The sequence below is a fragment of the Leifsonia sp. Ger2509 genome, from assembly GCF_055231915.1.
Map to the genome: position 1 here is coordinate 1,973,737 of NZ_JBUYVB010000003.1, position 23,014 is coordinate 1,996,750.

At 66.1% G+C, this 23,014-nt stretch carries 20 protein-coding genes; 6 read left to right on the forward strand and 14 right to left on the reverse strand.

Annotation, left to right across the window (positions count from 1 at the left end):
* Positions 1-4: 4 nt before the first annotated feature.
* Both ACV7NN_RS09725 and ACV7NN_RS09730 read right to left on the reverse strand, forming a co-directional pair.
* Entirely contained in the window at positions 5-2,107 is a 2,103-nt protein-coding gene (locus ACV7NN_RS09725; RefSeq protein WP_463349372.1) for a beta-galactosidase, read from the reverse strand.
* 133 nt (positions 2,108-2,240) lie between these two features.
* Positions 2,241-3,233: a LacI family DNA-binding transcriptional regulator gene (locus ACV7NN_RS09730; RefSeq protein WP_463349373.1), complete on the reverse strand. Its 993-nt coding sequence runs from the start codon at positions 3,231-3,233 to the stop codon at positions 2,241-2,243.
* A 149-nt stretch (positions 3,234-3,382) separates the two neighbouring features.
* Here ACV7NN_RS09730 and ACV7NN_RS09735 point away from each other — a divergent pair, with 149 nt between their 5' ends.
* Together ACV7NN_RS09735 and ACV7NN_RS09740 are read left to right on the forward strand one after the other, a co-directional pair.
* Positions 3,383-4,474: an N-acetyltransferase family protein gene (locus ACV7NN_RS09735; RefSeq protein WP_463349374.1), complete on the forward strand. Its 1,092-nt coding sequence runs from the start codon at positions 3,383-3,385 to the stop codon at positions 4,472-4,474.
* Positions 4,475-4,590: 116 nt separating this feature from the next.
* Positions 4,591-5,007: a DUF1622 domain-containing protein gene (locus ACV7NN_RS09740; protein WP_463349375.1), complete on the forward strand. Its 417-nt coding sequence runs from the start codon at positions 4,591-4,593 to the stop codon at positions 5,005-5,007.
* 235 nt (positions 5,008-5,242) lie between these two features.
* Here ACV7NN_RS09740 and ACV7NN_RS09745 read toward each other — a convergent pair whose 3' ends face one another.
* Positions 5,243-5,848 (reverse strand): TetR/AcrR family transcriptional regulator, encoded by a 606-nt coding sequence (locus ACV7NN_RS09745; protein WP_463349376.1) that lies wholly within the window; start codon positions 5,846-5,848, stop codon positions 5,243-5,245.
* Between the two features lie 140 nt (positions 5,849-5,988).
* On the opposite strand from ACV7NN_RS09745, the gene ACV7NN_RS09750 reads away from it, so the two are divergent.
* The 3 genes from ACV7NN_RS09750 to ACV7NN_RS09760 all read left to right on the forward strand — a co-directional run bounded on the left by ACV7NN_RS09750 (position 5,989) and on the right by ACV7NN_RS09760 (position 8,616).
* Positions 5,989-6,618, forward strand: coding sequence for an NADPH-dependent F420 reductase (locus tag ACV7NN_RS09750; protein ID WP_463349377.1), 630 nt, complete (start codon positions 5,989-5,991; stop codon positions 6,616-6,618).
* A gap of 86 nt (positions 6,619-6,704) precedes the next feature.
* Positions 6,705-7,580 carry an alpha/beta fold hydrolase gene (locus tag ACV7NN_RS09755; protein ID WP_463349378.1) on the forward strand — a complete coding sequence of 292 codons (876 nt, stop codon included), beginning with the start codon at positions 6,705-6,707 and terminating at the stop codon, positions 7,578-7,580.
* Between the two features lie 130 nt (positions 7,581-7,710).
* Positions 7,711-8,616, forward strand: a complete 906-nt coding sequence (locus tag ACV7NN_RS09760) for a LysR family transcriptional regulator (RefSeq protein ID WP_463349379.1) — start codon at positions 7,711-7,713, stop codon at positions 8,614-8,616.
* Positions 8,617-8,622: 6 nt separating this feature from the next.
* Here the strand turns inward: ACV7NN_RS09760 and ACV7NN_RS09765 are convergent, their stop codons facing one another.
* Entirely contained in the window at positions 8,623-9,375 is a 753-nt protein-coding gene (locus ACV7NN_RS09765) for an alpha/beta fold hydrolase (protein WP_463349380.1), read from the reverse strand.
* Between the two features lie 239 nt (positions 9,376-9,614).
* On the opposite strand from ACV7NN_RS09765, the gene ACV7NN_RS09770 reads away from it, so the two are divergent.
* Positions 9,615-10,610, forward strand: a complete 996-nt coding sequence (locus ACV7NN_RS09770) for a LacI family DNA-binding transcriptional regulator (protein WP_463349381.1) — start codon at positions 9,615-9,617, stop codon at positions 10,608-10,610.
* Between the two features lie 14 nt (positions 10,611-10,624).
* Here ACV7NN_RS09770 and ACV7NN_RS09775 read toward each other — a convergent pair whose 3' ends face one another.
* The 10 genes from ACV7NN_RS09775 to ACV7NN_RS09820 all read right to left on the reverse strand — a co-directional run bounded on the left by ACV7NN_RS09775 (position 10,625) and on the right by ACV7NN_RS09820 (position 22,948).
* Positions 10,625-10,768: a hypothetical protein gene (locus ACV7NN_RS09775; RefSeq protein WP_463351335.1), complete on the reverse strand. Its 144-nt coding sequence runs from the start codon at positions 10,766-10,768 to the stop codon at positions 10,625-10,627.
* Between the two features lie 7 nt (positions 10,769-10,775).
* A complete protein-coding gene (locus ACV7NN_RS09780; RefSeq protein ID WP_463349382.1) occupies positions 10,776-12,410 on the reverse strand; it encodes a GH39 family glycosyl hydrolase in 1,635 nt (544 codons plus the stop codon).
* A 40-nt stretch (positions 12,411-12,450) separates the two neighbouring features.
* Positions 12,451-15,684, reverse strand: coding sequence for a glycoside hydrolase family 2 TIM barrel-domain containing protein (locus ACV7NN_RS09785; RefSeq protein WP_463349383.1), 3,234 nt, complete (start codon positions 15,682-15,684; stop codon positions 12,451-12,453).
* Positions 15,685-15,784: 100 nt separating this feature from the next.
* Positions 15,785-16,198 (reverse strand): RbsD/FucU family protein, encoded by a 414-nt coding sequence (locus ACV7NN_RS09790; protein WP_463349384.1) that lies wholly within the window; start codon positions 16,196-16,198, stop codon positions 15,785-15,787.
* Complete coding sequence (locus ACV7NN_RS09795) at positions 16,195-17,241, reverse strand: aldo/keto reductase family protein (RefSeq protein ID WP_463349385.1); 1,047 nt, start codon at positions 17,239-17,241, stop codon at positions 16,195-16,197. Before ACV7NN_RS09795 ends, ACV7NN_RS09790 begins: the two co-directional genes overlap by 4 nt.
* Before the next feature lie 48 nt (positions 17,242-17,289).
* Positions 17,290-18,285, reverse strand: a complete 996-nt coding sequence (locus ACV7NN_RS09800) for a zinc-dependent alcohol dehydrogenase (protein WP_463349386.1) — start codon at positions 18,283-18,285, stop codon at positions 17,290-17,292.
* A gap of 5 nt (positions 18,286-18,290) precedes the next feature.
* Positions 18,291-19,841, reverse strand: a complete 1,551-nt coding sequence (locus tag ACV7NN_RS09805) for an alpha-L-fucosidase (RefSeq protein WP_463349387.1) — start codon at positions 19,839-19,841, stop codon at positions 18,291-18,293.
* Positions 19,842-19,861: 20 nt separating this feature from the next.
* Positions 19,862-20,731, reverse strand: coding sequence for a carbohydrate ABC transporter permease (locus ACV7NN_RS09810; protein ID WP_463349388.1), 870 nt, complete (start codon positions 20,729-20,731; stop codon positions 19,862-19,864).
* Positions 20,724-21,683 (reverse strand): carbohydrate ABC transporter permease, encoded by a 960-nt coding sequence (locus ACV7NN_RS09815; protein ID WP_463349389.1) that lies wholly within the window; start codon positions 21,681-21,683, stop codon positions 20,724-20,726. Before ACV7NN_RS09815 ends, ACV7NN_RS09810 begins: the two co-directional genes overlap by 8 nt.
* A complete protein-coding gene (locus tag ACV7NN_RS09820; RefSeq protein WP_463349390.1) occupies positions 21,680-22,948 on the reverse strand; it encodes an extracellular solute-binding protein in 1,269 nt (422 codons plus the stop codon). Before ACV7NN_RS09820 ends, ACV7NN_RS09815 begins: the two co-directional genes overlap by 4 nt.
* Between the last annotated feature and the right edge of the window lie 66 nt (positions 22,949-23,014).

The window sequence follows — 23,014 nt, forward strand, 5'->3', positions numbered from 1 at the left end:
CCGGTCACGCCTGTGAACCGGGGATCTCGAACACGGCGACATCGCGCGGTTCGAGGATGAAACGGGATCCGGCAGCGAGATGTTCACCGGTTTCTACGTGGGTGCAGTCGGCGGGCACTGTCACAGCGTGCGTCGTCGCCGACCAGTTGTGCACGAAGGCGACCGAGTTCTCGCCGGACCGCCCGGTGCTGACCGTGACGGGAAGTTCGGTACGCCACGACCCGGATTCGGTGGACGGCACAAGCCAGCGCGCGATGCTGCGGGCGAGAGGCTGGTTGGGAACGGTGCCGACGTACGTTATCCGGCCCGCTCCGAAGGCAGTGGTGGTGATCGCAGCGCTCGCACCGAGTTCGGTCGGCTCGTACTCGACAACGACCTCCGCTCCGTCGACGTTCAGGACGTCGACCCAGGCGGTCGCCTGTGAGCCGGGCTCGAGTTCGAAGCCGGCGCGGGCTGCTGTCACCGCAACCGGCTCGGCGAGGTTGCTGTACTCGTCGTACCAGACCCCGGCCGCTACGTGCAGACGGTCGGGCGCAATGCCACGACGGGCCCGTGCAAGCTCGTCACCGTAGCCGGTACGGATGCCGAGCACGAGGTGTCCGCCCGCCTCTGCGTAAGCGCGAAGCGCATCGAGGGTGGCATCGTCGGCCACGTACTCCGCCGCGGCGACGAGCACCGGATAGTCCGCGACCAACGCCGCTGCATCCTGCTCGACGAACTGGCGGGTGTGCTGCACGCGCACCTGGGCGCCCACCTCGCTGAACCCGCGGTAGAACGCGTCGACGATGTGCGCGTAGGAGCGCCGGTCCGGCCCCCCGTCTTCGGTCGCCAGAGGCGGGAAGAAGTCGAACGACCACTTGGTGTCGGTGGAGTAGAGCATCAGTACGTCGGCATCCGGGGCGAAGTCGTCGAGCGCTCCCCCGATGCGTTTCAGGCTCGCCCCGAGCTCCGCCACCTCGCGGTAGATACGCCCGGGACGCTGGCTGTGCGGAAGGATGCCGCCCCAGTATGTCTCGACGCCGAAGTGCAGTGTGTGCCAGTGCCAGTACTCGATCATGCGGGCGCCTCGACTGATGAGGGCGTACGCGGCCTGCTTGATCTGCCCCGGATAGGGCGGCTGGTTCTGCCACGGACCCCCGATCGACTGAGCGTTGGTCTCGGTGACGAGGAACCGCTCCTGCGCCGACGAGAAAGCGCGGTCGCCCCACTGGAACAGCGCCCACGGACCGGAATGCCACCACTCGACACGTCGCGGAAGATCGACGTCTGCGGAGAGGCCGTCCTGCATCAGGTAGTACGGGTTGCCGGCGGTGACATCGAGCGAGGCGGCGAGCTCGTCATCCGAGATCTGCGGCCGCGGGTACGAGATACAGGTCGTGACGAACTGGTCGTCGCGAGCATACTCGCGCACGATCCCGGCCTGCCACGCGATCAGATCCGTTGCCTGCTCACCCTGGAACCGCCGCCACTCGAGTTGGTACTGCGGCATGAGGTTGCCACCTGGTCGCCACAGTTCCGACCATTCGGCGATGCGGTGCGACCAGTAGACGAGCCCCCACTCCTCGTTGAGACGCTCGACCGTGCCGTATCGGGTGCGCAGCCAGGCGACGAACGACTGGAAGGTGGTCTCGTTGTGAGCCAGGTTGTTGCCCGGCTCATTGTCGACCTGATAACCGATCACGGCCGGGTGGTCGGCGTAGCGGGCGATGACTTTGCGGATGATCCGCTCCGCGTACCAGCGGTAGACAGGAATGGACTGGTCCATCTCCTGGCGAGCTCCCCAGCCGATGGCGTGGCCGTCGGCGCCGATGGCGGCGATCTCGGGGTGCAACGTCTGGAGCCACGGCGGGATCGCATAGGTCGGCGTACCCAGGATGACCGAGATGCCCCGCTCGTGCGCCCCATCGAGCACCGGCTGCAACCAGTCCAGCTCGAACTCACCGTTGCGCGGCTCCCACGTCGACCAGACCGACTCTCCGACCCGGATGACGGTGAAACCCGCCTCCACCATCAGGTCGAGGTCACGATCGAGCGTCCCGGCCTCCTGGTACTCCGCGTAGTAAGCGGATCCGAAGAGCACGCCGGAGAACTGGGGGTTCTGAGTCATCGTCGACCTTCCGCGTCGGTATCTGTTGTCGACAACATAACGAATCATTCCAACCAATGTTGTCGACAACATTCAGCTTGAGCGATAGGTTACACAGGCATTCGACGGCGACGCAAGGGCCGTGACCAGATGGTTACTCTGCGACGATGGCGGCAGTCGAACCGCGCGCTACGAGCTCGGGAAGTTCGTAACCCGGGACATCAGCGACGGGTTCGCCCTCGATGTTGGCGATGAGAACGTTCATCAGGTATGCGCCCTCCCCCTCGAAGTCGAGACGGATGGTCGACAGTGATGGCAGGTGGTACCGCGACTCCGGAGAGTCGTCCATCCCGATCACACTCACATCCTCGGGCACCCGGATGCCGCGTTCGGCGAGACCGAAGATGAAACCGATCGCCATGCTGTCGTTCGCGAGGGCGACGGCTGTAACGCCGTCCGGCAACTCGCGCGCTGCGCGGTACCCCGACTCGGCAGACCAGTCGCCTTCCGCTTCCCATACCAGCTCAAGACCCCGCGCGGCCACCTCGCCGACGAATCCGTTCCTACGCTCTCCCGACGCGATCCAGATGCGCGGCCCGTTCACGAACGCCACCCGGTGATGACCGAGCCCGGCCAGGTGGGCGGCCGCCAGCAGGCCCGGATGCGCGCGCGGATTATCCCCGGCCGAGGCCAGGCCCTCACCGGAGTCGATCGAGATCGGAATGTCGATGGCCCGGTTCGCGACTGCGGCCCTGACAACATCCGTCTGCGCGGTCGCGAACACCCCTGCGATCTGGTGCTCCATCACCAGGTCGAGGGCGGCATCGACCGAGGCGGCGTCTTCGCCATCCATCGACGCGATGTCGAGCACGAATCCATGGCTGCGCGCGGCGGCGTTCGCGCCCACGATGATCCGGCCCGGACCCGAAAGCTCCATGCGGTGTGCGAGAACGCCGATCCTGTTCGACTGTCGCGACCTCAACCAGCGCGCGGCGCCGTTCGGACGATAATTCAACTCTGCAAGTGCACGCTGGACCTTTTCGCGCGTCTCGGGGCGAATCCCCTCGAACCCGTTGAGGAACCTGGTCACCGTCTGATGCGAGACACCCGCCTGACGGGCCACGTCATAGATGGTGGCACGCCTCATGAACTGTAGTGTCTCACAGTGGGTGGCGCCCGGGCCTTGTCGTGCGGGGCGCTGCTGTGGAATGCTGAACGTCGTGGTCCTCTAGCAGTGATTCCCTTCCTCCCCACGACCGTGGGTGAGTCGATCGATCCTGCGAACAAAGAGGTTTCATGTCTTCTTCAGATCACACCATCACGCTCTCGGGCTTCACCATCGAACCGCTCGTCGTCCCGGTCAGCATCGACGTGACGGATGCGGCGGACTTCATCGCCATGGCCGCGGTGCGCAGCGCCGTCGAGGCGGAGCAGCGCGGCCACACCGGCGAGGTCATGACCGCCGCCGAACTGCTGCCGGACTGGAAGGACGAGTCCAAGCCCATGGCCGGACTCGTCGCCAAAGTCGGCGGCCGCGTCGTCGCCCGAGGGAACCTGGCACTGCCGGTCGGTGCAGGGGAATGCTGGGGCGCGATCTCCGTCCTCCCCGGGTTCCGTGGCCGCGGCATCGGCTCTGCGCTCTACGCCCGCCTCGAGCAGCTGGCTCAGGATGCCGGCCGCACGACCATCCAGAATCAGACGACCTACCCGGCGGGCGTCGAGGGCGAGGCCGTCCCCGCACCGACGGGTTTCGGGTCGGTGCCGATCGATCTCCCGTCGACCCGATTCCTGCGCCGTCACGGCTTCTCACTGGAACAAGTGGGGCGCGTCAGCGCTCTCCCGCTGCCCGCCGACGCGAACGTGGTTTCCGCTCGCCTCGGCGAAGCGGTCACCGCGGCTGCCGGCTACCGGACCGTCTCCTGGCAGGGGCGCACGCCGGAGGAGTGGGTCGAAGCCATCGCGCTTCTTCGCACGCGGATGAGCACCGACGCTCCCAACGCCGGTATCCAGATGACCGACGTCTGGACGGCGGACCGCGTGCGTTCCGTCGACGACCTCTGGGCCGAAAGCCCGCGGATCGCACTGACGTCGATCGCGGTCGACGAGGCGACAGGACAGGCTGCCGGGTTCACGGAGCTCGACGTGTCGGCCGAGTCCGACCGGCCCGCCGACCAGATGGACACCCTGGTTCTGCGCGAGCACCGCGGACACCGGCTCGGGATGCTGCTGAAGCTCACCAATCTCCGTGAACTGGCCGCACGGTTCCCCGCGTGTGAACGCGTGGAGACGGTCAACGCCGAGGAGAACCGCCCGATGCTCGAGGTCAACGAGTCGATCGGCTTCGCCGCGACCTGTTTCTCCGCGCGATGGCGCAAGAACATCGCATAGAGAGCCTTCTGGCCGATCCCGAGCCTGACACGGCACCCCCGCCGCTGTGACACCCCCACCGCACTCCACGTTCCCGCTTCACCCGACTCCGGCGCGGGGTGTGGGACCATGAGCGCATGCAGGGCTACTTCGAGACCGTCACCCTCGTATTCGAGGCTGCCGGGGTCACCACGATGGCCGTCGGGTTCATCGTGGCTGTCGTCATCGCCATCCGGGCCTGGAGGCGCTCGCGTGATGGCGCGGTCGCCTACCGCACCCTGCGCGAGGCGATCGGCGGAGTCATCCTCCTCGGCCTGGAAATCCTCGTCGCGGCCGACCTGGTGAAGACCGTGACCAGCACTCCGTCGCTCACCGACGCCGCCGTGCTCGCGATCGTCGTGGCTATCCGGGTGGTGCTGAGTTTCTCGCTTCAGATCGAAATCGACGGGGTCGCGCCGTGGCGGCGCGTGCTCGTCACGGGGCCCGAAGTGATCCGGAATGCCGCGAAGCGTTCAGCGACCGCGACCGGGGCCGCCACCGACCAGGCGGGCTGACCAGACCCGGTCAGCAAGAGTCCTCGTTGCAGCGCTCGCAGCGCTCGACCCGGAAGCGACACAGCTCCCAGAGACGCCACCCCGATTCCGGGGGTATGCAAATAGCTGATCGGTCGCCCTCGCTATCGACATTGGACGCCGGCAGACGCCCGGGCTTGACTACTGGGACGAGCGTCAATGCTGGGGAGGGGGCTCGCGATGCAGCTGATGAACGTGCGCGAGCTGCCACACCGAGCTAGGGGGTGTCGCTGGTGATTCGTGACCTCACTGCTTCGAGAATCTCGTCGGAAAGAGGGTCGCCGGCCGCTGCGCGAGCCAGCATGGACGCCCCCACGAGTGTGGCGAATTCAGCGATCGCGCGGGCGCGCTGTTCCTTCAGCTCGTCCGGTGAGATGTCCTCTGCGTCCCCGAGGACGCTCACAACGTCGAAGGTCTTCTTGAGCTCTTCCACCCACACCTGCCTGACGGAAGCATTGAGCGGTGCGCGAGCCACGTCGCCGGCAAGAGCGCTGACAGGGCACCCGATGGCCAGGCTTTCAGGGTTGGCCCACGAGAGGTACAACTCGACGAATGCTTCCTGTGCCGCCCCGGGGTCTCCGCGCCATTCGTCCGAGATCCCCTCGACGATGTCTCGGTGTATGCCAAACGAACGGCGTACTGCTTCGTCGGTGAGGCTGCTCTTGGAGTCGAAATGCCGGTAGAAGCCGCCCTGCGTCATGCCTGCGTCGTTCATGACGTCGGGGATCCGGACGCCATCGACGCCACGCTGTTTGATTTGCCTGACGGCGACGTCCAGGATCTCGTCCCGGCGCTGCGCTGTCACAGCTTTCGACGATCGCATTCGGCATCTCCTTCGGCGGCTCGAAGACGATGCCCCCGCTCACCATCGTAGGCACGTTTCCACAGACATATTGACCCTCTCAGCGAGTCTCGGCCCTCACACAGGACCCGACCCGAACCGCCACTTCGAAAGGTGAACGCATGCGCATCGGAATCATTGGCGCGGGGGCCCTCGCACAAGCATTTGCTGTCCGTGCGATCGCGTCCGGTCACACGGTCATCCTGAGTAATACGCAAGGAACCGACAGCCTCTCCGACGTCATACGCGATCTCGGGACAGGCGCCAGGGCCGCCTCGAAGTTTGAAGCGGCCGGCGAGGAGATCGTCATTCTCGCGGTGCCCGCACTTCAGGTGCCGGCCGCGTTGGCGGATCTTGGCGGATGGGATGGCCGGACCCTCGTCGATGCCACCAACCACTTCTTCATGCACTCTCCTCCCCTTCCGGGAGAGCTCTCCTCCAGCGAGATCGTCGCGGACATGGCCCGTGACGCCCGAGTGATCAAATCGCTCAACAGTCTCTTCGCGACCGTTCTCGCCAGTGACCCTCGACCCGTCCCGGGCTATCGCCGCGTTCTCTTCGTCAGCGGTGACGACGTCCCCTCCAAAGAAGCATTCGAGTCGCTCCTCGCCCAAATGGGATTCGCGCCCCTGGACCTCGGTGGCCTGGCTGAGGGGTCCCGCCTGCAGCAGGTCCCCGGCGGAGTGTTCACCGGCGTGGACTTGTTGGTCCGCGAATGGGACGGGAGCATCTGGCCTCCTGTGCCCGAATAGCTCGGCCCAAGCCCTATCGAATCCGCGGCGCAGGTATGCGCATCCGGCATGAGACTTCACGCCACCGGGCGCACATACTCGAACCCATGAAACCCCGAACCCGCGCACCGCGCACCAAAGTCGCAGCGATCGCTGCTGCCGTTGCAGGCCTCCTGGCCGTAGCAATCCCCGCCCAGATGAGCAGTGCATCCGTCGCCGAGACTTCGACGATCCACGCCAGCACCTCCTCGGTGAAGCCCACCATCGTGCTCGTCCACGGCGCGTGGGCCGACTCCTCGAGCTTCGCTCCGGAGACTGCTGCGCTGCAGGCAGCCGGCTACACGGTGCTGGCCGCACCCGACCCGCTTCGAGACCTCCAGACCGACACCAAGGCCGTCGCCGATTTCATCAACCAGCGAACCACCGGACCTGTGGTCCTCGTCGGACACTCGTACGGCGGCATGCTCATCACCGGAGCCGCCCTCGCCGATCCGAACGTCAAGGCTCTCGTCTACATCGACGCCTACGCACCCGCTGATGGCGACAGCGCACAGTCTCTGACCAATGCCTCTCCCGGGTCGCTCTTGAGTGTGACGGATCCCAGCACCGTCTTCAACGTTGTTCTGCCGTCACCGACCGCAGCCCTACCCGACTGGGACAGCTATATCAGGCAGGACAAGTTCCGGTCCGTCTTCGCGGCAAGCCTGCCGAGCACCATCACCAACGTGCTGGCGGCCGGCCAGAGCCCCATCACGTTCGGCGCGCTCGGAACTCCGTTCATGGGGACTCCGGCGTGGAACACGATCCCCAGTTGGTTCGTGATCGGCACCGCTGACCGTGTTCTCCCCGCCGCCGAACAGCGCCTCATGGCGGAGCGTGCGCACGGGACCATCACGGAGGTCGACGCCCCGCACCTCTCCATGCTGGCCAAGCCGATCCAGGTGACGAACGTCATCCTCGACGCCGCCAAATCCATCCACTAGCCATCCAGCGCAATGTCCCGTCACCCATAGTGGCGGGACATTGCGCTGACAGCTGCTCGACTGTACATGGCGCACTGGGCAGGTTTAGAGTATGAACGACCGCTAAAGCGGGACGAGCAGAGGACACACCGTGGACCTGAGAGGTTTAGAAGCCGTCCTGGCCGTGCATGATCATGGATCCTTCTCCAGAGCTGCGACTGCGCTCTATCTTTCCCAGCCCGCTCTGACCCGGCGGGTTGCACAACTCGAGCGCGAGCTCGACACGCGCCTTTTCATCCGCACCCCGCACGGGGTGGTCGTCACCGACACCGGCAGGGCGCTGCTCGAACCCGCGCGCCGAGCCTTGCACGAAGCCGAGTCCGTCCGTGGCGCGATCGACCTCGTGCGATCAGGCACTCGAGGGTCCATGAGCATCGTCGGGGTATCCCACCTCAGTACAACGTTCGGCCCCATCATCGGCCGATTCCACGAGATGCTTCCTGAAGTGGAGTTCCGCATGGAATCCTCGGAGACCACTGCGGCCGCTGTCGCGATGGTGGAAGCCGGTCTGCACGACCTGGCGATCGTAGATCTCCCGGTTCTCTCCCCGGCTCTTGTTGCCCACCCGATTCTCAAACAGGACTTCTACGTCGTCCTGGGGCCCGGCGGCGTTGACACGGATCCAACCGGCCCCATCCCGACCCTTACCGCCCCCATGCTCGAGGAGCGGACCATGATGCATTTGCCGGAAGTTCAGTACCCGAACCAGCGGGGAATGCTGCTCTACGGGATGATGAACATGCAGCCGGCATCACACCTGGAAGTGGCGAACTGCGACTTTCTGGTACCGATCGCTCACACCGGCCGCACTGTAGCGGTGGTTCCACCTTCTGTGGCCATGATGGGCCGAGCCGAAGGGCTGCAGCTGGCAACGCCGCCGCAGCCCATCCAACGAACGGTCGGCTTTGCCAGGCATCCCGCCAATGTCTCGAAGGTTGTGAAGCAGTTCCTCAACATCGCCGGCGCATTTTCCAGCGCGACGGCCACGGCGGCCTGAGTCCGGTCAGCTTTCGCTGATCGACGTGCAGGCCTGCACGATCAACTGACTGACCTTCCGGGGCTCGGCAAGCATGGAGAGGTGCGGCGCGTGGCCCTCAACGACGACACCGCCCGCGCGCTCCGCCATCACGCGCTGCTGAGCGGCAGGAAGCACACGGTCCACCTCACCGATGAAGAACCAGCTCGGAATGGTCTTCCACGCCGGTGTCCCACTGAACGGGGTTCCAAGAGCCGCGAGCGTCGCAGGAGCCTGCCCCGCGCCGAGGATGTTCGCCTCCACCTCGGGAAGGGTCTCGGCGAAGATCTCGTGGAAACGGCCCCGCTTGATGTAGCTGTCGTAGTCTCCCTGCGGCGCGTCCGCAGCGGGCAGCACGAAGTCGAACACGGTCGTGGGATCGGGGACGTTGAGCAGTGAGCCCGGGAGCGCGTTCGTGAGGCCGATGACGCTCTCGCCGTCATCGGGCGCGTATGCGTCGATGTACACAAGGGCTTTTACGTTCGGGTGCGTCATCGCAGCTCCGGTGATGACGACACCGCCATAGGAATGAGCAGCCAGGACGACGGGTCCGGACGTGGCTTGCGCAAGGAAATCGGCGACGGCTTTCGTGTCGGTCTCGACGCCGCGGAGCGGGTTGGGCGCTGACAGGACGGTATAGCCCTCGAGCTGCAAGGACGCGGTGACGGCGGCGAAACTCGACGAGTCAGCCCATGCCCCGTGCACCAGGACGATGGTCGGATTGGTGGAAGAAGTAGTCATGGTCCCGAGTATGCTTCGCAGTCTCGTGGAAGTCTCATACCAAAGGCGCATACCCCTCTCCGAACCAGGGATACCTCCCGGTCACTGTTGGTTTTCACCCGTTGCTGGCGGAGTTACTGTTCGGGGTGAAACGATTCGCGCTACACCTCTGCTCGATTATGCTGGGCATCGCGGGCCCGAAGAAATCTCGCCGGCCGTCGACGTGATTGCCGGCCGTGACACCGAGGAAAGACGAGGCTGTGACGACCTACAAGGACATCCAGCGGGCCACTGGGCTTTCGCTCGCAACGATCTCGAAGTACTTCAACGGTCTGAATGTGCTGGAGGCCAACCGCGAGGCGATCGAGTCGGCGGCTCGCGAGCTCGACTTCCGCCCCAACCAGTTCGCCCGCATGCTGCGCTCCCGACGGTCCCGGACGGTCGGTGTTCTGCTCCCCGCGCTCGACAACGACTTCCACCTGACGATCATCGCCGGGGTCGAGGAGGCCCTGCGCCCGCACGGCATCAGCGTGATCGTGGCGGCAAGCCCCGACCCACGCGACGAGACGGTCGGCCTTCTGATGGACCGGATGGTCGACGGGATCGTCGCGGTCACCTCACCGCACGATGCCCCGGCGCTCCGCGACGCGGCCTCCCGTGTACCCGTCGTGATGGTCGACTGGTTCATCGACGACATCCAGGCCGACGGCGTCTTCATCGACAACGCCGCCGCCGGCGGCCTGGGCGCCCGCCATCTCCTCGACCACGGCCACCGGCGAATCGGCCTGGTCTCCGGCGATCCGGCGATCTCCTCGATGCGCCTACGCACGGAAGGCTTCGAGCGTGCGCTGGCCTCCGATGGAGTCGAGGCCGATCCTGCACTGGAGCGTCTCGTGCCGCTGACGATCGAAGCCGGCTACCGGGCCGCTCACGAACTGCTCGCCCTCCGGCCCCGCCCGACGGCGCTCTTCACCGCGAACTACGAGCTCACCCTCGGCGCCGTGACGGCCGTGAACGACTCCGGCCTGCGCATCGGCCGCGACATCTCCGTGGTCGGGTTCGACAGCCGCGAGCTCGCCCAGGCACTCGTACCGAAGCTGACGGTCGTCGTGCAGCCGACCAAGAAGATCGCAACGCATGCGGCCCGGCTGATCGCCGACCTCATCGAGTCGCCGGGCGAGCGCCCCGCGCCACGGATCGAGTATCTCGAAGCGCACCTCATCCCTGGGGCATCCGTCAAGCGCCTCGACGAGTGAGGAGCGCCCGCCCCTCAGCGCAGGCCGATGGTGAGAAGCAGGTTGCCGACGTAGGCGGCGGAGTAGTCGCCGTCCTTGTTTATCGCATCCGAGCCGTCGAGACTGAGCGACGTTGGAATGCGCACGTCGAAGACGCGGGCACCGGTGATCGGAGTCATCGTGGTCCTACAGTGCGAAGACCGACGCGACGGCCCACGGGGCCAGGGCGAGGTCGATTTCGAGGGTCCCGCTCTTCGAGGCGATGAGGGTCTGGCGCTGGAGGGCGTCGCCCTGCTCGCGCAGGTAGGCGGCCTGGGCACGGGAGATGTTGAGGGGCTGACCCATGGCACTCCACGCTTCGGCCGCGTCGCCGTGCCCGGGTGCGAGGATCTCGACCGCGAAGACGGCGCCCGGTTCCAGCCCGCCGATGGTGTGCCGCACGCGCTCTTCGGTGCCTATTCCGATCAAATCGCGCGTCGCCTCGTAGGAGGTGCGCGAGCCGACCGAGCGGCCGTTCATGTCGTCGGGGTAGTTGTAGAAGAGCGCGGCCAGCTCACCCGTCGCGCCATGCTGCGAGACGACGCCCCGCGCGGTGGAAGCGATCAGCCGATCGCCCAGCCGGTTCAGCATCGCGAAGGCGTGGAAGGTCGGCTTGTGGATGCCCTGCTCGTTCACCAGGCCGAATCCGCCATGGAAAGGGCCGATCCCCGCACCGCCCTCCTCGAAGATGTCGGTGAAGGTCCAGTACGAGATGGAGTCGGCCAGATCTGCGCACCGGAGATAGGCCCGCGTGATGTAGGTGGCCGCGCACACCGTGTCGTGGATGTGGTCCCTGCTCGACGGCGAGCTCGACCACTCGGTGATGTGCACCTCCGCATCCGGATAGGCGCTCTCGCCGATCAGCCGCCGCAGCAGCGTCAAGTCGTCCGGCGTGGCATCGGCGTAACGGGTGAGACTGACGGTCTCGCCGTTGGCCCCGAAGGCGAAGTCGGTGGGGTACAGGTGCGTCGAGATGAAATCGACCGGGAGCTCCCGCTCAGCGCACCAGACGAGGAAGTCCTCGATCCACACCGGGCGCCAGTCCAGCGCGTCCGGGTCGGATGCAGCGGCGGTGGCGTGCTCGGCCGAACGGTCCTCGGTCTCTCCCGCGTAGCGCTCGTCCGGCACGAAGACACTGGTCGACGGACCGCCGACCTTGAGCCCGGGATCGATGGCCTTGATGGCCTGCACGGTTCGGGCGTACAGCTCGAAGTACTCGGTCTTCGTGCCGGTCCAGAAATGCGGAACGAGGTTGGGCTCGTTCCAGACCTCGAACCGCCACTCCCGCACTTCGGCGAGACCGTAGCGCTCGATCCAGTGCTCCACCGAACGCTCCACCAATTCCACCCAGCGATCCATGTCGTTGGGCGGGCTGCAGTGCGCACCCCACCAGAACACGGTCTCGGTCTTGGTTGCCAGCTCGCGCGGCATGAAGCCGAGCTCCACGAACGGACGCACCCCCAGATCGATCAGGAAGTCGAACACCTTGTCCACGTAGGAGAAGGTGTGCACCGGTGTCTCGAGAGGCAGATCCGGCCCGAAGCCTCCGCCGTAGGAGCCGCGGTACACGAACATGTCGTCATGGAATACGCCATGGAAGCGGAGATAGCGGAACCCGAGGCGATCCACTGCCTCACGGAACTGATGCTGCCAGTCGGCTCGAAGCGCTTCATTCGCCCGGCCCGCCCCCGCACACATGCTCCAGACGTGCGGGAGAACGGTCGACTCGGTGACACGGTCGTCGATGGTGATGACGGGGAGCGGGAGCGGGGCGGATGCCATGGGGATGATCTCCAGATGGTGGTGAGCGGTCACAGGTCGGTCAATTCGGGAGGTCAGTATCCACGTATTGCGTCGCCAAAGCTGCCGGATCCTGCCCTTCGCGAAGGGGAAGGACGCGGTAGAGGAGGGTGTATGGCCCTTTGGCCGGCGTATTGCTGTAATTGTCCGGGCGCGTCAGCAGGTCCCAGTTGCCGCCGAGCAGGCCTTCCTGCGCAGCGTCTGCGCGTACGACGGTCCGCCACGATTCCGGTACCTCGTGCCAGTGACGGTTTCCGGCCAGTTCAGCCGGACTGTTCGGTTGGACGTTGAGGTACATGCTTCCTCCAGCCACCAGTAGCACTCCTCTGCCGGCATCGTCGGTAAGGGCAGCCCAGCGGGTGTCGGCCTTGTTCCCCGTGTCCTGCGGTCGGCCGTATCGGGTGACCTGATCGGCGACCGATCCCGAGTATCGTCCGAAGAATGCCGAACTCCGCCGGTCGGCGGTCGACTCCCACGGACCACGGCCGTACCATTCGATGGTTGCGAGTTCGGCCCGTAGCCCGAATGTCGTACCGACGACCTGCGGGTTGGGCGTGCCGGGTAGGGGCTCGAATGTCGACAGCACATCCACCTGGCCGTTTCCGTAGATGGTGTAGACGATCGACTGCGGCGAAGTCGTGATGCGCTGGCTGGGACGGAACGGTATCGTAGTGGCGACGCTTCCGCGCACGGTTACCCGTACACCACCCGGAACGGACGACGATTCGATCTCGCTGATAGCCCAGTCTTCACCGACGCCGCGCCACGGTTGAGACGGCTCTGGCAGGGTCTCCCTGAATTCAGGTATCGACAACTCCGGATCATTCGGTGCACGCCAGTAGTTCGGCATCAGGTCGCTTGCCAGCATTTCGCGGCCGTCATATCGCAAAGACGTCAGGCGGCCGGTGGAGCGGTCGATCCTGACCGCGTAATCAACGCCCGCGACCTCGATCATCTCCTCGGTCTGGCGGATCTGCGGCGAGGCCAACTCCGCCGACGGGATGAGCGCGAGGGCGGGAGCGACGATGGGAAGCGCAAATTGCGCCCTGGCTACGACGTGGCCCGGTTTCGCCCAAGGAGCAGGAGCGTCGAGAACGATCGAGAGCTCCAGCCGGTATTCGGAACCGGCCCGCGGCTGCTTCGGCAGCGAGCACGGCAGTGTGATGTCCGCGCTTTGCAACGGTCCGATCGAGAGCCGTTGGCCGGGGATCGTTCCGCTTTGGATCGCATTTCCGTCCTCAGTGACCGCCCAGCGCAGTCTGTGGTCATCCAAGGTCGTGAACAGGTACTCGTTCGTGATCTTTATGGTCCGGGTGTCCGGGTCTGAAAGGGTAATGCTCACTGGTTGGTAGGCCAGCTTGGCCTCCTCCAGCTTCGGTGTGGGGGTTCGGTCGGAAAGCGCCAGGCCGCTCATGTGTGCGCCTTCTTCGTTGGGATCGTCGCCCCAGTCGCCGCCGTAGGCGAGGAATTCCTCACCTGGCCGTCCCGCGATCTCCCACCACAGCCCCTTGTCGGCCCAGTCCCACAGGAAGCCGCCCAGCACCTGGCCCGGATGCTCGCGGATGGCCGCCCACGTCTCATCCAAATAGCCAGAGGTGTTCCCCTGGCTGAATGCGTACTCGACGAGCAGGTAGGGCCTCGGATCGCGGCCGGCCCGGTCGATCAGCTCGGGCACCGGCGGGTAGAAGTCGCCGTCGAAGTCGGAGATGTCGGAGGGGACGATCGGCGAGCCGGAGCCGTTCGGATCCTGATAGCTCACCGGGCGGGTGGGATCGTAACTCTTGGCCCAGTCGTACATGGCTTTCAGGTTCGAGCCGACTCCCGACTCGTTGCCGATCGACCAGGCGATCACGCACGCGTGGTTCTTGTCGCGGTCGACCAGGTTCCGCATCCGCCACAGGAGGGGCGCCCGGAGTTCTGGGCGATCGCCCGGGATGTTCGGTCGCCCGTCAGCGTCGACGCGGTTGATGTGGGTTTCGTTGTTCGCCTCATCGAACACGTACAGCCCGTACTCGTCGGCGAGTTCGTACCACCGCGGGTCGTTCGGGTAGTGGGAGGTGCGGACGGCGTTGATGTTGTTCTGCTTCATCAGAGTGATGTCGGCGATCATGTCGGCCGAACTGAGGGTGCGACCGGTTCGCGGATTCCACTCGTGCCGGTTGACGCCTCGAAGCGAGAGCGCCTGCCCGTTGATCCGGTACACGCCGTCGACGATCTCGACTCGGCGGAAGCCGACACGGGTGGATACGCGATCCACTACCGACGCATTCGCGTCGCAGAGTTCGACGACCAGTGTGTACAACTCTGGGCGCTCAGCGGACCAGAGCCGAGGCGACACCACCGGCTCCGTGAGCGCCGCGGACACATCTCGACCGGGAGCCACCGGTTCAACCGGCGCGGATCGCGACCAGACCTCGACAGCCCCCGCATCCGTTCCGTCGAAGAGCGTCGCCCTGACCTGGAAGTCCTCCCCGATGTACGCGCCGACGTAGTCGCGCACCTCGACGGCCAGCTCGAGTGCCGCCTCGGAGAAGTCGTCAGCGAGCGGAGTCCTGACGGTGAAGTCCCGGATGAGGACCGGCGTGCGGGAGACCAGAAGCACGCTGCGGAAGATGCCCGAGAGCCGCACATTGTCCTGGTTCTCCAGGTAGGACCCCGTTGACCACCGGTACACCTCGACGGCCAGCACATTAGGCCCGCTGTGCACGTACGGGGTCAGGTCGAATTCACCGCGGGTATAGCTGTCTTCGCGGTAGCCGACGCGCTGGCCGTTGATCCAGACGTAGTACGCGGATTCCACGCCGTCGAACTGGATGAACGTTCGCCGGCCGGCCCAGCACTCAGGGAGCTCGAACGTCGTCCGGTACTGGCCGACCGGGTTGTAGCGAGTCGGGGCGTGCGGGTAGTCGCCGGTGGGAGCGGGCTGTTCGTTCTTGCCGTTCTCGCCGGTCCACGGCAGGACCGTGTTGACCCCGATCGGGTAGTCGTACCCGTGCAGCTGCCAGCTCGAGGGAACCGGGATGAGGTCCCAGCCTGAATCGTCGGCGTTCTCGTCTGCGAAATCGGGCAGCCGCGATTCCGGGTTCGGTGACCACCGGAACTTCCAGTCTCCGTCGAGGCTGACCCGGAAGGGCGATGCCGAGCGATCGGCCCGCACCGCTTGCGTCAGCGTGTCGTACGTCACCAGAGTGGCATGAGCGGGTTCACTCCCCCATTCGTAGGCGGCGGGGTTGTTCCAGTCGGGTGTGGCTTTCATTGTCTCCTCGAATCCGGTCATGTGTTCAGGCGGGGCTGCTCAGGCCGCTTTTTCGCTCAGTCGAGTGGCTTTGTAGCGTCGGGCGGGAAGCGCAACCGCGTCAGCGCAGACCGATCGTGAGAAGCAGGTTGCCGTACAGGCGTTCGTCTCCGGTGGCGATGACCACGCCGACGTCCGGTGAGCGCACCCGGTCGTAGAAGGCGAACCGGTCGACTCTCTCCATGGGCACGTCCGCGCCCAGCCTGCGTTCGTAGTCGTCCTGCGCTGGGGCGGCGACCCCGGGCGGGGTCTGCATGACGGTTGCCGATTCGATGTTGACGACGGTGAGCACAGCGTCGAGCACCGATGTGACGTCGAGCAGGCCGGGACGCAGATTGAGATGGATGAGGCGCACGCCCGATCCGGTGGCGGTCAGGTATGGGTAATTCCCGTCGGCGATCAGCACCCCGGAGCCGTGGCCCGACGAGGCGAGCGCCTCCAGCAGCGGAGGATGGACGAGCGGGCCGGTGATCATGCGGACACCTCCGCTGCTGCGCGGCCGGCTGCGTAACCATCCCAGCTGGGGATCGTGCCGTCGACGTCCCACAGGTCCAGCCAGCTGCCCGCCCCTGGCCACAAGAACACCTGACCCTTGATGAGGCGGTTGTTCTGTTCCGCCGATCGCAGCTCCTCGAGCTCCGCCGGAGTCAGCGGATCCTCGACCACCGACCGCAGGTTGGCGACCAGCTGCGACTCCTTCACCGAGAACGGGATCGGGATCTGGCCGCGCTGTACCGCCCACTTCAGGCAGATCGATGCCGGATGCACCCCGTGCGCGCGGGCGATCGAGACCACGACGGGATGCTCCATGTCCGACGCATCCGAGAGGACGCGGTCGCGTTCGGGCCGCGACGGCGAGCCCAGAGGCGAGTAACCCACCGGCTGGATCCCGTGATCGAGGCAGAACCGGAAGAGCTCGGGCTGCTGGAAGCACGGATGCAGTTCCATCTCGTTCAACGCCGGCGCGATCCGCGCATCGGCAAGGATCGCCGTCAGCTTCGGGATGGTGACGTTCGAGGTCCCGAGGTGCCGCACGACCCCCTCATCGACGAGGCCCTCCAGCGCGTGCCAGAGCGCCATGTACTCCTCGTGAATGTACGGGCGCGCGTCTGGGTCGCGGTCGGCAGCGTCGGCGAACGCTGCGTGGTGGTTCGGGAACGGCCAGTGCACGAACACCGCATCGAACACGTCCAGTCGGAGGTCGCGCAGCGACCGGCGGACCGAGGCGACTGCGGCCTCGGGCTCGTGGGCGTCGTTCCACACTTTCGACATCACGAACAGCTCGTCACGGGGCACGCCGCCGGTGATCGCGTCCTGGAGGACCACGCCGACCTGTGCCTCGTTGCCGTACACGGGGGCGCAGTCGACCAGGCGGTACCCCGCTCGGATCGCAGCGGCCACGGCAGCGGCCACCTTGTCCGGCCCGTAGTGGTCGGATCCGAACGTCCCGACACCGATGGCGGGCATCACGGCCCCGCTCGCGAGGCGGCGGGCGGGCACGGTGTCGATCTCGGTCATGTGTGTGTTCTCCGTTTCATTGGTTCTGGGTTCTCGGCGGACGGACCTTCAGCCGAGCCGCACCATCGCCTTGACGACGTCGCCACGATCGATGGCGTCGAAGGCGCCGGTGATGTCGGCAAGGTCGACGCGCAGTGTGACGAACGAATCGACGTCGAGATAGCCCGATTGCACGAGCTGAGCGATGTTCGGCAGCACAGCGGTCTCATGGGTGGACGCGACGCGGAGGGTCACGTCGCGCGGGGCCGCCATAAGGTCCAGCTCTGCGGTGCCCTCCGGGGCGCTGTAAACGACGAGCCGACCACCCGGGCGGAGCCAGCCGAATTCGATGTCGACCATCGACGCCTGGCCCGAGGCTTCGAACACGATGTCTGCGTCATGGCGCCGAGCCAGCTCACCAGCGGCGTCGTCGGCGAGCAGAGTCTCCGTCGCCCCTGCACGTGCCGCTTCTTCGAGGCGCTCGGGGCGGCGCCCGACGCCGATGATCTGGGCTGCGCCGAGCAATGCGGCGTACCGCATGAGCGAGAGGCCCGCGACGCCTGTGCCGGCGACGACGACCGTCGCCCCCAGCACGTCCTCACGGCAGGCTACGCTAAAGGTCTCGCTGAGGCTGATCGAGAGCGCCGCCGACACCGGGTCGGTCTCGGGCGCGAGCCGCACCCAGGGTGCCACGCCCCCGCTGACGCCCCCATCCTCTGCCTCCGCACGGACGTCCTGGACGACGCCGCGCTCCGCGAATCCACCCCAGTGCATCGCGACGGGCGCCGACTCGGTCGCGTACGCGGCCGGCCGCGTGACGAGATCGCCGATCGCGAGGTGGCGCACGCCGGAACCGACCGCCGTCACCCGGCCCACCGACTCGTGACCCAGGATGCTGGGGTACGAGACGCCGCCGCGAAACGTGCCGGTGCGGAGCATCTTGTCGGTGCTCGAACACACCCCGCACCAGAGCATCTCCACCTCGGCGTCGTAGTCGCCGATCCGCGGATCGGGCACGTCGACGACCGACCCGCGGCCCGGTCCGTCCATCACGAAGGCTCGCATCGCTGTCAGATGTTCAGGCCGTGGAAGAAGTCGATGCGCGTCTCCGCCGTCTCCGGCGCCAGCTCGACCCGCACGATGGCGCCGCCGGGCCCGGCGGTCTCGGACTCCGGCAGCACGACCTCGAGGTGCTCGCCGGTGCGGGTCCACTCCGGCTGCTCGCGCGAGCCCAGGACCCGCACGTCGACGATCGGACGGTCGAGGGAACGGCTGTCCGAGCCGAAGCTGCGAATCCGCATGCGGCCGTCCGACGGGCGGACGAGCCCGATCGCGTAGACGTAATCGTGGCCGACCTCGGTCATCGTGGTGAAGCGAATGTCCTCTGCGGTGTAGACGGGTGCCGCTGCGTCGGTGAACGAGCCGGCGGCCGGAGCCGTCGGCCCCTCGCCGAACACGACCCACGGGCTGGAGCCGTAGATCGCCTCGCCGTGGACGGCCAGCCAGTCGCCCACGGCCTCCAGCAGTGCGACCTCATCTTCGGGGATCGTCCCGTCGGGTCGCGGGCCGATGTTGAGCAGCAGGTTGCCGTTCTTCGCGACCACGTCGACGAGTTCCTGGATGAGCTCGGAGGCGTCCTTGTAGTCGTGCCCCTCCACCCAGCTCCAGGACGTCCGGGACACCGAGGTGTCGTTCTGCCAGACGTCGGGACGGATGCCGTCCATCGTGCCGCGCTCGATGTCGAGCACCGCCGATCCCGGTGCGAACGCCTCCCACTTGTAGTTGATGACGACTTCCCGCCCCCACTCCGCCGCCCGGTTGTAGTAGTACGCGGCGAGGCGTCGGATGTACGGCTCGAACGAGGGCTCCTCGATGCCGGTGTCGAAGTAGAGCATCTGCGGCCGGTAGGAGTCGATGATCTCCACGGTGCGGAGCAGCCAATCCTCGAGGAACCGCTCGGTGGGGTTCATCTCCTTGCGCAGCGCCGGGCCGTAGAGGTCTGCGTAGGCAGGGTCGCGCACATCGGAATCGAACTCCGCTCCCCCGTTCATGAAGAACCAGTGCTCCGCCCGGTGCGTCGATGCGCCGGCGATCAACCACGACGCGTCGACCGCCGAGAAGAGGTCTCCCATGACGTCGCGCTGCGGGCCGATCTCGGTCACCTTCCAGCGCGAGCGGGCGGTGTCGTACATCGCGTAGCCATCGTGGTGCTCGGCGACCGGCACCACGAACTGTGCGCCGGCGCGCTTGAAGAGCGCGACCCACTGCTGCGGGTCGTAGCGCTCCATCCGGAAGTGCGGGAGGAAGTCCTTGTAACCGAAGCGGTCGTGCGGCCCGTACGTCGCCACATGGTGGTCGAAGGCCTCGGTGCCGCGCCGGTACATCGTGCGCGGGTACCACTCGTTGCCGAACGCCGGCACCGAGAAGGCTCCCCAGTGCAGGAAGATGCCGAACTTGGCGTCGCGGTACCACTGGGGAGCGCGATACCGGGACAGCGACTCCCAGGTGGCGTCGTACGGCCCCGCTTCGATGACGGCGTCGACCATCGCGAGAGCCGGACGGTTGTCCGACACGTCGACGGGCGCCGGGAGGGTCGAGGGGTCGAGCGGTTCGAGGTTCATATGTCTCCGTCGGTCGGGGCTCAACGGCCGCCGAAGGCGCCCGCGCCGATCGCGGCCACCAGTTGTCTCTGGGCGAAAGCGACCACGACCACCACCGGAGCGATCGTCATCACGCACGCCGCCATCAACAGTTGCCATTGCGTGCCGGTCTGGGTCGTGAAGCCAGCGATCCCGATGGGGATCGTCCACTTCTCGGAACTGTTGAGGATGATCAGCGGCCACAGGAAGCTGTTCCAGCTCCCCAGGAAGGCGAAGATCGCCAGCACCGACAGTGCCGGCCGCACCAGCGGGACGATGACGCTGACCAGGATGCGCCAGGTCGAGGCACCGTCGAGGCGCGCCGCCTCCTCCAGCTCGGCGGGGATCTGGAGCATGAACTGCCGGAGCAGGAACGCTCCGAAGGCACCGAAGAGTCCCGGCAGGATGAGTGCTACCCAGGTGTCCGCGAGGCCCGCCTGGTCGAAGCCGAGGAAGAGGGGCACGACGGCGACCTCGCTCGGCAGGGTCAGCGTGATGACGAACAGCAGGAAGACGGCGCTTCGGCCCGGGAAGCGCAGCCGTGCGAACGCGAACGCCGTGAGGGTCGCGACGATCAGGGTCAGCACAGTCGAGATTGCGGCCACGACCAGGCTGTTCACGAGCAGTCGCCCGAAGTCGACTTCCGTCCACGCGTCCACGAAGTTGGACCAGAGCACCTTCGAGCCGATGAAGGTGATCTGCGCTGCGAACACCTCGTTCGCCGGCTTCAGCGCGGTGAAGAAGGTCCAGATCAACGGGAACGAGAACACGAGCGCGAACAGCCACGCCGCCGTGGTGTTGGCGGCGAACCCGAGGGTCCGTCCCCGGCGACGCCAGCGAGAGCCCGAGGCCGGTAGCTGGTGCTCAGTCATAGTGGACCCACTTCCTCTGCCCCCAGAGTTGGAACAGCGTGAAGATCGCGATGATCACGAACAGGACGGTGGCGATGGCCGACGCATATCCGAGCTGATTGTTCGTGAAAGCGGTCTGGTAGAGGTACAGCATGATCGTCATCGTGCTGTTGCCGGGGCCGCCGCCGGTGATCACGTAGGCCTGTGCGAAGGTCTGCCAGGCGCCGATCACGGTCAGCACCGTCGTAAAGAACAGGGCAGGGCTGACCAGCGGAAGCGTGATCGAGAAGAAGCGGCGGAATCGGCCCGCCCCGTCGATCCGCGACGCCGCGATGACGTCTGGGCTGATCGAGTCGATACCAGCGCCGAGCACGATCATGTTGTACCCGAACGACTGCCAGAGCGAGACGCCGATCACGACCGCCAGCGCCCAGTTCCCGTCGCTGAGCCAGGGGATCGGGCCCAGTCCGATCCCCGCCAGCGCCTGGTTCACGGCGCCGTCCTTCTGGAACAGCAAACGGAAGACCGCGGCGTTCGCCACCATCGGAGACAGGGCCGGGATCAGGAAGATCACCCGAAGCCAGTTCCGGCCCGCGATGCGCGTCTTCAGCCACAGCGCCATCGCCATCGAGATCGCGATGTTCGCCGGGACATAAACGAGCACGAAGATCGCCGTCACCATGACGCTGTTGAGGAACTGCGGGTCGCGCAGCAACCGGGCGTAGTTCTCCGTGCCGGTGAACTGGGTGCCTCCCAGCAGGGTCGAGTCGGAGAACCCCAAGATCAGCGAGGCGAGCTGGGGGATGACGATGAATACCGCCAGCCCGATGAGCCCGGGGAGGACGAAGGCCCACCCCACCCAGCGGGGGCCCCCGAGGAGCCGGCGACGAAGCCGACCCCTCGGGGGTTCCGGTAGGGCGGCGGACCCGTCGGAGACCTCTTCCTCCGCTTGGTCCAGACGCACGAAGGTCATTGCGCGAGGCCGGCCTTCACCTGCTGCAGCACCTGCTCCACCGTGCTCTTACCGGAGAACGCATCCACCTCGTACTGCGTCAGCAGCGTGTCGATCTGAGCCTGGTTCGACGGCACGGGCGAGGGCGTCGCGTCACCCGTCATCTGCTTGATGACAGCAGTGAACTCCGGCGATCCGACATTGGTGGACCAAGCGTCCAGAGCGTCGAGCCGGGCCGGGACTGAAGCCTGCGACTTGGTCACGAACTCGAGTCCGCTCTTGCTCGTCATCGCCTCGATGGCCTTGAATGCCTTCTGCTTGTCACCGCAGGACTTCGTGATGCCGAAGCCGGATCCGCCGATGAACCCCTTCGAGGTACCGCTCTTGCTCGGAATGACGGCGATGCCGACATTGTCCTTGCCGAGGCTCTGCTGCGCGTGCTGCAGATCCCACAGCCCCTGCATCTCCATGGCCGACTGCCCGGTGTTGAACGCGTCGATGTCGGGGAAAGTGCCACCCGCGGCAGCCTCGAGCGGCTTCGCGACCTTGTACTTGTTCGCCAGGTCGACGAGCAGCTGCAGCGCGTCGCGGAAGTTCGGGTCGGTTAACTTCGGACCGTTCTTGTCCGCCCAGGGGTGTCCATCGGCCGCCATCAGGGTACTGATGGGGTTCGACCCCTGGGGGATCGCGAAGCCGTACACGCCGTTCCTCGTGGTCGCCTTCGCAGCCGCGATGAAGTCGTCGGTCGTCCAGCTGTTGCTGGGTTCGGCCACGCCGGCGTCCTTGAACATCTTCTTGTTGTAGAGGACCACGGTGGGCCCGGCGTTGAACGGGATGGAGTAGAGCTTGCCGTTCACGCTGAGCTGCTCGAGCATGGCGGAGCTGTAGGCCGACAGGTCGAGGTTGTCCTTCTTCGCCAGGTCGTCGAGCGGCTCCAGCCCCTGCACGTACTGGCCAACCCGGCCGTTCTGGAACGTGACCAGGCAGGGCGCGCTACTGCTCCTCATGACGGTGGGGAGCTTGGTGTAGTAGTCGCCGATCGGCGGGCCGGAAAAGCTCACCGCCATCGTCGGGTCGGCGTGCTTGCCTCCGGCGATGTAGTCACTCCACTGCTGCTTGTCGGCCTTGCCGCCGATCCACGTGTACATCTTGAGGGTCTTGCCGTCGAGGCCCGACGCACCGCCACCTCCCGAGCATGCGGCGAGCCCGAGGGCGAGCACTCCCGCGACCGCAACGGAGACACCGACGCGACTCCGCCCCTTCAGAGTTTTCAACCGTGCCTTCATATACTCCTCCTTGAGTGATTAAGCGAAACGTTACGACCGCACTGATGCTACGAAATTCGACCCTGC